General features: G+C 55.2%; 11 protein-coding genes. 5 read left to right on the forward strand and 6 right to left on the reverse strand.

Annotated elements, in window-relative coordinates:
• Window positions 1–66: 66 nt before the first annotated feature.
• A complete protein-coding gene (locus HDF14_RS14675) occupies window positions 67–2,376 on the forward strand; it encodes a GH92 family glycosyl hydrolase (RefSeq protein ID WP_183977974.1) in 2,310 nt (769 codons plus the stop codon).
• 173 nt (window positions 2,377–2,549) lie between these two features.
• On the opposite strand, the gene HDF14_RS14680 is transcribed toward HDF14_RS14675, so the two are convergent.
• Window positions 2,550–3,245 (reverse strand): response regulator transcription factor, encoded by a 696-nt coding sequence (locus HDF14_RS14680; RefSeq protein WP_313899585.1) that lies wholly within the window; start codon window positions 3,243–3,245, stop codon window positions 2,550–2,552.
• Window positions 3,242–4,687 (reverse strand): sensor histidine kinase, encoded by a 1,446-nt coding sequence (locus HDF14_RS14685; RefSeq protein ID WP_183977978.1) that lies wholly within the window; start codon window positions 4,685–4,687, stop codon window positions 3,242–3,244. Before HDF14_RS14685 ends, HDF14_RS14680 begins: the two co-directional genes overlap by 4 nt.
• Window positions 4,688–4,817: 130 nt before the next feature.
• Here HDF14_RS14685 and HDF14_RS14690 point away from each other — a divergent pair, with 130 nt between their 5' ends.
• Window positions 4,818–8,348 carry a carboxypeptidase regulatory-like domain-containing protein gene (locus tag HDF14_RS14690; RefSeq protein WP_183977980.1) on the forward strand — a complete coding sequence of 1,177 codons (3,531 nt, stop codon included), beginning with the start codon at window positions 4,818–4,820 and terminating at the stop codon, window positions 8,346–8,348.
• A 493-nt stretch (window positions 8,349–8,841) separates the two neighbouring features.
• Here the strand turns inward: HDF14_RS14690 and HDF14_RS14695 are convergent, their stop codons facing one another.
• A complete protein-coding gene (locus HDF14_RS14695; RefSeq protein ID WP_183977982.1) occupies window positions 8,842–9,240 on the reverse strand; it encodes a hypothetical protein in 399 nt (132 codons plus the stop codon).
• A 390-nt stretch (window positions 9,241–9,630) separates the two neighbouring features.
• Between HDF14_RS14695 and HDF14_RS27595 the strand changes: the two genes are divergently transcribed.
• Window positions 9,631–10,140: a GNAT family N-acetyltransferase gene (locus tag HDF14_RS27595; protein ID WP_406707223.1), complete on the forward strand. Its 510-nt coding sequence runs from the start codon at window positions 9,631–9,633 to the stop codon at window positions 10,138–10,140.
• A 514-nt stretch (window positions 10,141–10,654) separates the two neighbouring features.
• Here HDF14_RS27595 and HDF14_RS14700 read toward each other — a convergent pair.
• On the reverse strand, window positions 10,655–11,329 hold the full coding sequence (locus HDF14_RS14700) for an MBL fold metallo-hydrolase (protein ID WP_313899591.1): 675 nt from the start codon (window positions 11,327–11,329) through the stop codon (window positions 10,655–10,657).
• Window positions 11,304–11,528 (reverse strand): hypothetical protein, encoded by a 225-nt coding sequence (locus HDF14_RS26070; RefSeq protein WP_221304699.1) that lies wholly within the window; start codon window positions 11,526–11,528, stop codon window positions 11,304–11,306. The genes HDF14_RS14700 and HDF14_RS26070 overlap by 26 nt, the downstream gene beginning before the upstream one ends.
• An 81-nt stretch (window positions 11,529–11,609) precedes the next feature.
• Here HDF14_RS26070 and HDF14_RS14705 point away from each other — a divergent pair, with 81 nt between their 5' ends.
• The gene (locus HDF14_RS14705) at window positions 11,610–12,281 is read left to right on the forward strand and encodes a TetR family transcriptional regulator C-terminal domain-containing protein (protein WP_260698285.1); all 672 of its coding nucleotides are present in this window, start codon (window positions 11,610–11,612) and stop codon (window positions 12,279–12,281) included.
• Entirely contained in the window at window positions 12,281–12,835 is a 555-nt protein-coding gene (locus tag HDF14_RS14710) for a protein adenylyltransferase SelO family protein (RefSeq protein ID WP_260698286.1), read from the forward strand. The genes HDF14_RS14705 and HDF14_RS14710 overlap by 1 nt, the downstream gene beginning before the upstream one ends.
• Here the strand turns inward: HDF14_RS14710 and HDF14_RS14715 are convergent.
• Window positions 12,794–13,846 carry an AraC family transcriptional regulator gene (locus tag HDF14_RS14715; protein ID WP_183977984.1) on the reverse strand — a complete coding sequence of 351 codons (1,053 nt, stop codon included), beginning with the start codon at window positions 13,844–13,846 and terminating at the stop codon, window positions 12,794–12,796. The two genes, HDF14_RS14710 and HDF14_RS14715, sit on opposite strands and share 42 nt — an antisense overlap.
• Between the last annotated feature and the right edge of the window lie 263 nt (window positions 13,847–14,109).

Raw genomic sequence — 14,109 nt, forward strand, 5'->3', positions numbered from 1 at the left:
GGGCCTGCGTAGACAGTCCCCGCTCCTGAAAATCTTCACGGCACTCAAGACATCAAGGGACCCATCATGCAAGCAGCAGTGCACCATATCATCAAGCGTTCCATCCGCCTCTCCCTTACCGCACTCCTGCTTGCAGTTCCACTCGTCGCACAAAAATCAACGCCCGACTACACCCACAACGTCGATCCCTTCATCGGCGTCGACTGGGGCGGCAACACCTTCGTCGGCACCGCCATCCCCTACGGCCTCGTCAAACTCGGTCCCGACATGGAGACCTTCGATGGCCGCCGCTCCGGCTTCGGCTACTCCAGCAACGGAGTGATCCTCGGCTTCTCTCACCTCCACCTCAGCGGCGCACAAGGCAAGTACGGCAACATCCTCGTCGCTCCCGTCACCGGCCCCCTCGACCTCAACGACATCAAATCCCCCCGCACCGACGAGGTCAACCAGATCGGCTTCTACGCCGCGAACCTCACCCGTTACAAAATCAAAGCTGAGCTCACCAGCAGCCGCCGCGTCGGCTTCCACCGCTACATCTTCCCCGCATCACAGCAATCTCACCTCACTATCAACGTAGCCCACGCGCTCGACCTCGGCCCTAGCTCCGAGTCACAGCGCTTCCTCGGCGCGGAGGTCCACCTCACCAGCGATCACGAAGCTCAAGGCATAGCCCGCTTCACCGGCGGCTGGAACAAGGGCGGCGAGTACAAGGTCTACTACTACATGGTCCTCGACACGCCAGCCACCACCGCACAAACCTGGACGGGCACGACCCTCACCTCCGCCAAAGACGCGACAGTCACCACCGACACCCCCATCGGCGCCACCTTCAACTTCACCACACACGCCAACCAGATCATCCAGGCCAAAGTAGGCATCTCATTCATCAGCGCCGATCAGGCAAAACAAAACGTCGAACACGAAATCCCCACCTGGAACTTCGCCGCCACCCACTCCGCCGCGACAGCTTTGTGGAACACCGAGCTAGCCAAGCTTAGCCTCACCGGCGAGACCGACTCCCAGCGCCGCCAGCTCTACACCGCGATGTACCACATCATGCTCATGCCCACCGACCGCAGCGGTGAGAACCCCGACTGGCAATCCAACGAGCCGTACTACGACGACTACTACGCCATCTGGGACACCTACCGCAGCTCCAGCCCTCTCCTCACCCTCATCTCACCCGACCGTCAGCGCGACATCATCCGCTCCCTCATCGACATCTACCGTCACACCGGCTACATGCCCGACGCCCGCAGCGGCAACGACAACGGCCGCACTCAGGGCGGCTCCAACGCCAACGTTGTCGTAGCCGATGCCTACGTCAAGGGCCTCAAAGGAATCGACTACGAGACCGCCTTCGCCGCCATGGTCCACGACGCCGAAGTCCCTCCCGCCAACGCCCAAAAAGAAGGTCGCGGCGGCCTCAAAGACTACAACGAAAAAGGCTACATCACTCTCGCCGACGAGCGCTCCGGCTCCCGCATCGCCGAGTACAGCTACGACGACTTCGCCATCTCCGAAGTTGCCTGCGGCCTCGGCCACCAGAAAGAAGCCGCCCTCTACGCCAGCCGCACCCACAACTTCGAGCACCTCTGGGACAAGGACATGACCGCCGAAGGCTTTCACGGGTTCCTCCGCCCCCGCAATCCCGACGGCACTTGGGCCGCGCCTTACCTCGTCGTCCGCGGCACCTGGCCCGACTTCTTCTACGAGGGCGACATCTGGACCTACTCCATCTATGCCCCGCAAGACATGCGCCGCCTTATCGACATGGCCGGCGGCAACGAGACCTTCGTCCGCCGCCTCGACTGGATCTTCGGTCGCCGCCACTTCGACGTCACCAACGAGCCCGGCTTCCTTATCCCCGTCCTCTACAACTATGCCCTCCGCCCCGACAAGACCGCCGACATCGTCCATCTCCTCCTCGAAAAAGCCTTCACCGACACCCGCGCCGGCATCCCCGGCAACGACGACTCCGGCGCCATGTCCAGCTGGCTCATCTTCTCCACCCTCGGCCTCTTTCCCGTCGCCGGTCAGGACGTCTACCTCATCAGCACCCCCAGCATCCCTGACGCGTCACTCGCTCTCGCCAACGGCAAAAAGCTTCGCATCATCGCAAAGAACCTCGACCCCAACGGCCTCAACCGCTACGTCCAGTCGGCCACGCTCAACGGGGCCGATCTCCCCAACGCCTGGTTCCGCCAAGCCCAAATCAAAGACGGAGCAACGCTGACTCTTACTATGGGTTCCGCCCCCTCTACTTGGGGCACAACCACTCCGCCCCCCTCCATGAGCGACTCAAACACCCACATCTGCTCAGAAACTGAAACTAAGGACGCATCCGTCAACCCAACGCCATCGACGCGGCACTAAGTGTTATAGAACAAGTCTGATGCTGATTTGCAAAAAGCGTTCTTCAAAGAACGGACGGGGTGATCCGTTTCGGCTTTTCGATAGTGATCGGCCAATCCACGATAAGAATGGTCGTTAGAAACAACATTTTTCGAGATCTCTTTATTGTCTATTGCAATAGCCATCGCGGCCCGTTATGCTTCACGAAAGCGATAGCCGATATGGCTTTCGGTCAAGATATAAATGGGGTGAGCAGGGTCGTCTTCAATTTTCTTTCGCAGTTGATTGATGACAACTCGCAAATATTCGCGCTCGTTGCCGTAGGGCGGTCCCCATATGGATCGCAGCAGATTTTCGTGCCTGACGGGTCTGCCGGCATGCTCCATCAAACAACGGAGGGTCTCGTATTCTTTTGGAGCGAGGTGGATCTGTTCACCCTTTTTCTCCACGAGGCGGCGATTGGGGTCGAGCGTGATGTCGCCCACGATGCTGATCAGATCTGGCTCTCCCATCGGTGCGCGGCGACGCCGGATGACTGATCGTAGCCTTGCGGTGAGCTCACGGATCTGAAACGGCTTCGTGACATAGTCAAATGCACCTGCGTCTAACGACTCGACGATATCCTCTTCATCGTCACGAACAGTGAGCATAATGATCGGCAGTCCCGGAAAAATTTGACAGATTCTTCGACACGTCTCCTTGCCTCCCATGCCGGGCATATTGATATCGAGGAGGACCGCGTCATAGCTTACCATGCGCAATTGCACGAGGGCCTCCTCCCCATTGTGAGCCTCCCCAATCGCAAATCCTAACGCTCCCAATGTTTCGAACAGGCTCTGGCGTATTCCTGCATCATCTTCAACGACGAGCACCTTGCTTTTCTGATTCACGCTTTCTCCTTTGCCATGCAGGGTAGTGCGATAGCGAACGTTGTTCCATTCACTTGATCGCTTTCCACCCATGTTCTGCCGCTATGCGCTTCAGCGATGCGCCTCACTACGGAGAGACCGATCCCGGTGCCAGAGATCGTCTTCACCGACCCAGAGCAACGATAAAAACGTTGAAATACCTTCTCTTTTTCGTCATCGGGGATAAACGAGCCTTCGTTTTTGATCCTGATGATCAGTTCCGCTTCTTCTTCCTGAACCGCGATGGCCACCTGAGAGTTGGGACGACCATACTTCGCAGCATTGTCGAGCACTTGGAAGAGGGCCATTTGAAGAAGCTTTCCATCTCCATATATGGCCTTGTGCACCGAGCTCATTTGGAAGTCAATGAAATGCCCATCCAGTTCCTGGGACGATTCCATAATGGTGCTGTGGATCAACCGAGCTACGTCGACTTGCTCGCGCTTGACCCTTAGATCGCCGCTATCCAGCTTCGCGGTAAGCAGCAGATGATTGGCGAGGTCGCTGAGGTGTCCCGCATGGCGGTCAATCAAGCCAACCAACTTTTCTTCAGTGCCCGACAGGGTGTTCATCGCGAGCAGACCGGAGCTCGAAGCTCTGATCGTCGTAAGCGGGCTCTTGAACGCATGTGCGAGGCCGTCCAATATGGCCGAGCGTAGCTGCTCGCTTTGTTTTGCAGCTTCTGCACTTGCTTCGGTCGAGAAGGAACGTGCCCTTTCGATTGCAACTGCGGCAAGCGAGGAGGCTGCATTGATCGAGGCTGAGTCGAGCGAATGCCCGCAGAGGAACAAGTATCCAATAGGCCGGGTTCCTAGCCGAAGGACGCGCCGGGAGACACCTGTGTTCAAGTCATCGTCATTTGTTTCGAGAAAGAAAGCTGAGCGCACTTCGTCATCGGAGAAATCACAATCTCCACTCTTCCACTGATGCATCTCATACGCGTTCCAAAGGGCTACCCCTTTCACTCGCAGGCTGGAACGTATGAGATCGGCGAGTTGCTGATCGACCGCCGCATCCCGATTGAGGAGCAGAATATTCTGGCTGAGTTCGTAAAGCTTCTGCTGTTGAGCCTGGCGCCGCTCTAACTCGCGAGCGTGGTGGCTCACTCGGTCGGAGAGACTGCTGACAACCAATGCGGTTGCTTCAAAGACCAGCAGAGCGATCCAATCGTGCGAATCTGTTATGTAGAACTGGAACAAGGGTTGGGTAAAGAAGTAGTCAAGACAGGCAACAGACAGAATTGAAACGAGGCTCGCTTCGAATAACCCCCAGCGTAGCGCGATGACAACTACCAGAAAGAGATGAATGGAGGTTGCGGCGGAGAGATTAAAGTGAAGGCGGTAGGAGAGAAGAGTCAACAGCATTCCAGCGGCACAGCCGCCGGCAATCCTGCGTAGGACCACCTGGATTGGTTTGGCAATCATTCGGTCGACACTGCCGGAACTATAGCGATTGAGGCATAAACAAACCGTTAAGAAGAAGCTTATGCATTGCTGATGGTGTTCACGGTTCACTGAAAGTGTCGGTCTTTTCCGGCATACGAGGTGATTCGACATGAACTTACTGAGAGGCCTTCTTTCACTAGACACAGCGGCACGCACGTCCCTTGCAGAGGATATGGCCGTGTCGTTTCAACAGCAGAACGAGGTTCAGCACACCCTCAGGCGGGGGGGACGAAGCGTTCTGAGACGCGTTGCGTGCAGCGTCATCTCCATGATTATTTGTGGTCTGTTGTTAGCCGCGGGACCGTTGGCTCATGCGCAATCGACGTTTGGTAGCGTCAGAGGCAATGTATTGGACGCAAGCGGAGCGGCCATTCCTGATGCGCAGATTGTGCTGCGCAGCTCAGATGAAAATACAGAACGAACCGTCGATACGGATACTTCAGGCGGCTTCGTCTTTGAGAACGTAAAGGCCGGCAAGTACACGCTACGTGCTCATCGCGATGGCTTTGCCGATACTGTTGTGTCGGGAATTTCAGTAGAAGCGCGACAGGACTTGAGACTTGGCGCCACACTCAACGTGGCGGCACAGTCGACAACTGTGGAGGTATCGGGAGCAGCCGACCAAATCAATACGGAAAATGGAACGATCAGCGACTCGAAGACGAATGTCGAAATGACGCAACTGCCTTTGAATAACCGCGCAACCACTACAAGTCCGCTCGGTGCGCTTGGCCTGTCTCCCAACGTTCAGACAGATAGTTCTGGCAATATCGCTCTCGGCGGAGCGAGTTCCTCGATGGTGAATTTCTCCGTCGATGGGATTTCAACTGCTAACGTGCGGCAGAATGGGGCGCTGCAGGACGCCTATCCTTCACAGGAAGGAATTGCTGCAGTTAAAGTGACCGCATTCAACAATAGTGCGGAGTTTTCCCAGGTTGGCGATGTGACCTTTACCACCAAGAATGGGACAAGTCAGTATCACGGGAGTGTCTTCGAGTATTTGCAAAACCAGGCGCTGGATGCCGATCCGTATGGCGCTAGCGGAAAAGCCCCCAAGAAGTTCAATACGTTCGGCTTCTCGTTGAGCGGGCCAATTGTGATTCCACATCTGTATGACGGGCACAGCAAGACATTTTTCTTTGCAGACTATGAAGGCAACCGGCGCAGCACTGCGGTGTTCCAGCAATATGTCGTTCCGACTGCGGCGGACAGGAGTGGCAACCTCTCCGATATAGGTGGTCCTACGATTCCATCGACCCAGATTAGCCAGACTGCTAAGGCGCTGCTTGCCTATTATCCATTGCCGAATGTGGCAGGCGCTGTTAACCAGACACAGGCCATCAACTATCAAAACTTTCAAGCCACTCCTGCGCGCACCGACGGTGCGGACGTCCGGGTCGATCAGACGATCTCTTCCAAGCAATCGATTTACGCGCGCTTTAGCCGCAAGAACATCACCACGGACTTCGCGAATCTCTTTCTGCCGGATGATTCGGATTCCATTCACAATCGGAGCTTGTTGATTTCGCATACCTACACGATTACCCCAAAGCTGCTGAATGAGTTCCGCTACGGCTTCACGAATGTTACGACCAGCGTCGACTTCCCGATTCAAGGTTCCACTGCGCTGAGTCAGTTGGATCTCACAGGTGTCGATATCAGCCAGCATCCATCAACTCACGCATTCCCTACCTTTAATTTCAGCGCGGGCACGCCTTTTCCAGTCATTGGAAGAGACAAGGCTGGGGTCACGCAGTCGAAGACGACGCAGTTCAGCGATAACCTGACCTACACCTTCGGCAAGCACACGGTGAAGGGTGGGATCGATATCCGTCGCGTTCGGTACTTCGATCTGGAGAGCTTCGCCCCACAGTTCGCCTCAGATGATTTCGGCGCCTTCATATTTCAACCATCGTATGGAAACGCCCCAGGCGATCAGTTTACGGGCAACGCCTTTGGCGACTTCCTCGAAGGCGCGCCAACCACACTTTACTTCGCTGTCTCGAGCCCGGATGTTGGAGGCACCGCCACGCAATTTAGTTTCTTCGCTCAGGACGAATTCCAAGTCAACAGCCGGTTGACGCTCAGCTATGGTCTTCGCTGGCAGATTCTCCCCGGCTTTCAAGAGGACGGCGGCAATCTGGCGAACTTTGATCAACGGAATAACTCGATTGTCGTTCCTGATGCTTTGGCGGGATACCTCACCAGCCAGAACATCACCTCTTCCAATGTTGCTTTCCAGCAGTCTTTCAATGCGTGCCCATCGGGCACGACTGCGGGATCGACCGTTCACGGGTTGCCGTGCACCGGCTATATCACGGCCAGCCAGGATGGATTGCCGCAAAGTCTGCGCCAAACTTATAAAGGCGACTTCCAGCCGCGCATCGCGATTGCCTATCGTCCGTTCAACGACACCAAGACCGTGGTGCGTGCCGGATTTGGCGTCTATACGATGACAAACCTGGGACCACTTTCATTCAACAACAGCGGCAACCCAACCTCAAATCTACACACGTATTCCAACTCCAACAGCGCCGGACCGAATACGCCACAGATCGTGTTTCCGAATACGGCACCTGCCACCTCCGGCGGCCCAGCCTTCGGCGGCGGCGGACTGGACCAGGGGGTTGATCCCAACTTCCGCGACCCTCAGTCAAACCAATGGAACGTCACCGTGGAACGCCAGCTCTCGAACGCAACATCGCTTCGCGCGAGCTACGTCGGCATGCACACTTACAGGCTGAGCATCACCGAGGATCTTAACCAGATTCCCGCCAGCACGACTCCGTACAACACGGGAGCAACGGCTGGAGTTTTCGTGGATTCCCGCGCGCCCTACCAGAATTGGACGACGCTGCTCAGCACGTTCAATGCAGGTGAGGCAAACTATCACGCGTTCGAGTTGCAGGCGACGCATCGTTTGGAGCGTGGGCTCTACGTGGATGCAAACTACGCCTACGCAGAAAATGAGGCTGACAATCAGGGTGATGCACCGAGCGCGTTCGCCGGTGAGGTCAATTACGGACTTCCCATCGCCGATCGTTTCCACATCAAGCAAAATCTGGGCAATGTTTCCGGTACTAGGCGCAACCGTATGTTGCTCACTGGGATGTATCAGCTGCCTTTTGGCAAGGGCCGACAGTACATGAGTAACAGCACAGCCCAGGACATATTTCTCGGTGGCTGGGATCTGACAACCGTCACGCTGCTTGAGACGGGCCCATGGCTTACCCCCAGCATCAGCGGCTCTGCCGATCAGTCGAACACGAACGTCGTCAATCGAAGCGCTTTGTTGCGTCCGGATGTGGTGCCGAGGGGTACTGCCGGAGCTGTGACCTACAACAACCTGTCCTTCCTGACGACCCCAGCAGGGGTAGGTCGCTTCGGGAATGCAGGAGTTGGAATCGTTCAAGGGCCCGGGACAGCCACAGTGAGCCTCGGAGTGGCAAAACGGTTCGCTATCACCGAGCAGGTCCATGCGCGGTTCGAGACTACCTTCACGAACGTTTTGAACCACACCAACTTTGCTCCACCCGTGACTGCGATCGACAACTCGCTATTCGGGCAGCTGACTGGACCGCAAACTGCGGAGAACGCTGGAAATCGGACGGGACAGGCGGCGCTCAGAATCGATTTCTAGTTAGATTGTCTGTTAGTGAGGCGAAGTAACCGTTTTGTGAACTCAGATAGTCCAAAGGGACGGAGCTGCTGGCTGGGCAGCAGCGGCGGATTATCCCGGTTAGATGGCAGTTGTTTTTCAAGTTCTTGATAAAATAGCCGGATCGCTTATCTAGAACCGATGAGGCATAAGAAGTCGGCTTATCAGAGGAATACCGTTGGGTACGGCGCCCAATGGGCCGCTTTATATGCAGTCACAACAGCATGCACAAGCAAGCTGTACGTCTCCTGTCCGTAACGCGTGAGTACAGGCTACGCCAACTTCTGCAAGCACGTTCTCGGCACTTATCATTTAGAGACGCGTAAACCGGGGTCGATGAGTGCCTTGGCCTGTTATCGCTCATTGAGGTGGCAGTTTTTTGGCTGGAAGAGCCTTCATTTGTTGGGTGCCCGCGAAAATCGAAGACCAAGCAGAACGCACCAGATTGGAAACAGCGTAAATCCAGGAAGTCCGCCTAACCCCAATCCGATATGGAATTCATATCATCCCCGTAGGCCATAGGGCCTTTGGAAAAAACAACTAGTCCACCATTGAAGAAGAAGTTCAGTCCAACGCCAAACAGACAGATTCTCGCGATCCCACCCAATATCCTCATCCGGCCACGCAGCGCTCGTGGGTTATTCCAATTCACAGCAGCGAGCCACAGGCCAACAAGGCCCATCGGGATCATGAAGAGAATGTCCGACACGGCAGCACCGAATAGAACTACAAATCGCAGAAGCCCTACGCCACCCAAAGCCACAACCCCGAGGATCATCCAACTTCGACCGAGGCCACGCCATCTCCACCCTCCAATGCGATAGAGCCAAATCGCCACAGGAATCATCAGCAGCGCCTGTACCATTGAGGACAAAATTGGACTGTCAAGAGTAGCTTGCCCTGCGGCGCCACCACACCCGAGTCCTGCATCTGGAGTGCCGGCGTCACAATGTAGGCGACCAGGCATGCGAACGAGAAAATGCCAAACATGCCGCTCACAATCGCCGCCCATGGCGTTGAGTAATGTATCGCGCTGCTCCTGTTCCCAATTGTTAAAGGAATCATCGTCTGTTGGGGACACTAGGCGGGAGCGCAAGCTGGCTCCGCCAGACGCTGTGGTCGCCAAAGCCGTGATCTTTTGAAGAGAACCGGGAGAGTCGCGAAATCACCCTACCGTTCTAGCTATGTCTGAAGCCAGAGGCTGCATCAACTCCTCTCCCACGGATCGACTGGTGAGCATAATATCGACCCATGACCGAAAAAAATGGATAGATCGTCTACGAATTTTCAGCTGGAACCCGCGCTACGCGAGCAGTCACCGATCCTCGCGAGTCTGCTTGAGTTATATTCACACGACTTTAGCGAGTTTCACCCTTTGAGCATCGGGCCGGACGGTAGATTCGGTTACAAGTCACTTCCACTGTACTGGAGTCAATCAAATCGTCATCCCTTCCTGATCCGGTCTCAAGCCAAGCTTGCAGGGTTCGCCCTGGTGAAGAGAGGTTCAGAGACTTCTGATAATCAGGAGGTTTGGGACATGGCGGAATTCTTTATTCTCCGAGGTTGCCGCAGACACAGAATAGGAACACTCGCCGCGCAAGAGGTGTGGAGGCGCCTTCCAGGCCCGTGGGAGATTCGAGTAATGCAATCCAATCCTTCGGCGACATCCTTCTGGACACAGGCGATTTCAGAATTTATTCGCGAGTCGATCCAGCCGGTCAAGATTGAGAAGGATGGCAAATCCTGGCAACAATACTCGTTCAGATCGGAATGAGTACGTTAGCCATAGGCGTTCCGGTACCGACAGGAGACTTTAGTGGTTTAGGTCCTCGGGATCTCGTTCCGTGCACAACAAAAGCGGAAGTGACGTGTTGAGGTCCAACGTCGCTTGGTGTAAGCTCCAAAGCACCTTGGAAGCCATCCTCCCCTCCCGCGAGGTAGAGGATGAGGTCAAAGGACAATCTTCAAGCACCGGATTCGCCGAAATCCACGCCGTCAGCATGAAGCGCCTTTCAAAAGTTGAAGCCGCTGACGATCCTTCAGACGGGGTACGAACAGTCGCCGGCCATGAGTGTACGAGGTCGTGAGACCTTATCGACCCATCTGCATTCAGCTTGACAAGTGAATCGGAGATTTATCATTCGCTGAGACATCCGTAATAAGCAAATGGCAGCAACCCGCTGTCCGACAAGCCGGTTATACGTCCAAGTGCCGAAATCTGGATCGACCTGAACCAGTCAATGAGAGTGCATGGGCCTGTTATCGCCATACGTCGATTGGTCCAATCGTTAACCGCTAGGCACTCTTTTTACCAATCTTCGCGCCGCCCCATAAGGAGCCGGGATTTGCGCGATCAGGGTAGAGTTCAAGCATGGCATCACAAAGTTCGCGGATGGTGGTGGTGGATTCATCCAGACGATTGAAGTCGCGAAGATACTGCCTCGTCTCGGCGATGATGCGAGGCTCGTCTTCATTTTCTGGAATCTTGTGCCCAGCAATGACGGCTCGGGGGTTAGCGTCTCGAGTTTATCGAGCGTGTCTATCCATTCGCGTCGGCTCTCCGTGTTGGTCTCCGCGAGACAGGGATGAATTCCGTTGTAGACAGTGTCTCCACCTACGAGCAGTCCGACCGACGGAACATGCAGGCACGTCGATTCGGCAGTGTCCGTCTTCCCCGTATTCACCACGATCAGCTTGTGTCCTTCGAGCTCCAATTCGTTGCTTTGGAGAGGATCGGCGACGGGGAGATGCTCCGGGATTTGACCAAGAAAAAGTTTGCGCCAAAAATCCTCTAAGGACGTAGGAGACACTTGCTGGCGCATTGCCTCAACGACTTCCGGGGTCGCAACAGCTTTCACGTTCGGGAAGCGCTCCAGAAGTGAGCCAACTCCGAAGACGTGGTCACCGTGTCCGTGCGTCAGGTAAATCGCGGTAAGATTATTTCCACTCCTTGATGACCCAATTCAGCAAGGCCTGCGATTGGAGGATTGTCAGAAACGTATCGACAAGGACAGCATCTCGTTCACCATAGATGAGCGTCGACGAGTTCGATACCCACATCAATGCCTCCTTACCAGGGGGAAGATCGCGGCTTAGGCCAGGGCGCTTACTGGTAAATACATCCCATTTCAGCATGCCGTCACTTGTATCGGTTGCGTTCATCCCGGTTCCCTTTGCGTGTAAGTGATACCTCTTGAAAAATATAATATGACCGGTCATCTTGCATTAATTGAGCAATAAATCATGGCCTTCCATTCATCGTCGACGAAAATAGACTTGGAGCACATGATGGATTCTCGTTCGCCCGTAAAGAGGGGACCAAAGCCTAAAACTGGTACTCGAGAGAGGCTTATCCAGTCGGGGATACAGACGATCCACGCCAGTGGATCCGGTGGGACCAGTGTACAGAGCATTGTCGAGGCCGCCGACGTACCAAGGGATCCTTTTACAATTTTTTTCCCAAGTAAAGAGGCGTTCGCAGCGGAGGTCATCGATGCGTATTCGAACCGAGCCCAGCAAAGGCTGCGCGGCTTTCTCCTGAATCAAGCTATTACGCCACGGGCTCGATTGGAGGCGTACTTCGATGACAGGATTGAAGCATTCAGGACCGCTCAGTACGTTCGTGGATGTCTGATGGGTAACTTCAGCGCTGAAGCTGCGGATCAAAGCGCACTGATACGTGACCGCCTTACGAAGCATTTTGGAGTCTGGTGGGAACTCCTTGAGGCTTGTATTGCAGAGGCGCAAAAACAAGAGGAGCTTAGTGATCAAATCTCAGCATCGTTACTGGCCAAGTTCCTCTTGAATAGTTGGGAAGGTGCCCTGTTGCGCATGCGTGCCGAGAAAAGCGATACCCCACTGCTTGACTTCAAAAAGATCGTTTTCAAGAAGCTTTTTGAGAGACCCAGATCTTGATGTCTCTGGCTGCCTCTTTAGTTGAATGGAGTGGTAACGAAGTCTCATTCCATTTCATCGAATCACGATCGGCGATGGGAAGCGTTTGCCGATTCTCCATTACCGAACTCTCGATAAGTGCTAAATCGCCGATGCACTCATTTGTAGTTACCCCGCACCTTGTGAAGCTGAATCTGGAATTGGCCCATAGCCTTGAGCTCGCCCCGCACGCGCTAGCGTGTGAACAAGGAGTGCAAATCCTAGCAGGCAACCGAGTCGCCGAAGGGTCCGAACCCCTTGCGCTCGCCTATGCCGGGCACCAGTTCGGATACTTCGTGCCGCAGCTCGGCGACGGCCGCGCGAATTTGCTAGCGGAGGTGATGGGGCGTGACGGCGTGCGCTACGACATCCAGCTCAAGGGCTCCGGTCCGACTCCCTTCTCCCGCCGTGGCGACGGCAGAGCCGCACTCGGTCCGGTCCTGCGCGAATACATCGTGAGTGAAGCAAGGGCGGCGCTCGGCGTGCCGACCCATTCATTTAATGTTATCGGCGCAAGTGTCCGCCTCGCGTCCTAGCTTCGTTCTCCACTGGCTCGGAGTTACCCCGGCCCATCGCACAAACCCACGCGTGAGTATGCTCGGATCGGCATAGCCAACTATGGTAGCGATATCAGCGATTTTCAGCTGGGTGCAGTCAAGTAATTGCTGAGCATACTCGCACCGTGTGTCATCCAACGCCTCCTGAAATTTCATCCCAGAAGCATCCAGCCGGCGGTCAAGAGTACGCCGGCTCATACCCAACTGTCGCGCAATCGCAGTAGCAGAAAAGCAACCCCTTATGAGCGCAACCCGCAGTTCGCGCTGAAGCTGCGTGACTATATCAATACCGCCAGCGTGCCATAGGACCTGAACTTGCTTCTCGAGGACAATTCGTCGCCGAACGTCGGCGCCCGCGACAGGCTGATCAAGCATTCTTCGCGGAAAAACCACAGCGGTTTGATCCGCATTGAAGGCAAGCTTGACCCCAAATGCATGTCGATAGTGGGATACATTTCTCGGCTCGGATCGGGCTAGTAGAACTTCCAGAGCGGATGCGTGGCCTGTACCGGCGAGCTCGCAAAAGATAGTGAATGCTCCCATGGCAGCGCCGTCGCAGATTAGATACTGACCGGGCACGTTTGGCTGGTAAACAGCGTACCCGAAGAACGCTTGCATCTTGTCTTCCAGCAGATAGGTGACGCCTCCGTGAGCGTTTCGATGCTGATTGATCGCAAAATCCTGCAATGCAACGCGGAGCGTCGGAGAATTTCGCATCAGCTCGCCGAGAAGTCCAAGAGTTTCGGTCCGGATCTGGCGACCGATCTCCAGCCCAAAATGTGAACACCGAGTCTTCTCGCAGGACAACTGCGAGAGCAGTCCCATTGCTCGGTAAGGAATCATTCCATCCGGATCCTCAAGCGCGGACGCGGTCAGACCAGCAGCGGCCAACACTTCTAACGGGTCTACGTCGAAGCGCCTTAGAAGTTCAGGCAGGCAAGAGAGAAAACCCACTCTCTGCAGGTTCTCGGGTAAATGCGGTCGAAGCATCTCGTTAGCTCCTCTTCCGAAATGGAGCTACCTGTCCCAACAAATATCTGGATATTTTGTCCATTATAGTCAAGTGCTCCCGCGCGAGTCAGACTATAGTCGATTTCGCACTCATAACCAGCCCGCTCACCTTATGAACCATGCCCCAAAACTGAACGCGCGCGCTTGCGCGTGTTCGGTGCGGCAATGGCGCAAGACTGCGATTGTGCCATGAGGAGTTCAGAGTTGGTCTGGACAGCAAACTGCTTTGATGTGTACGACTA

It is taken from the genome of Tunturiibacter gelidiferens (genome assembly GCF_014201335.1).
GTDB classification, from domain to species: Bacteria; Acidobacteriota; Terriglobia; order Terriglobales; family Acidobacteriaceae; genus Edaphobacter; species Edaphobacter lichenicola_E.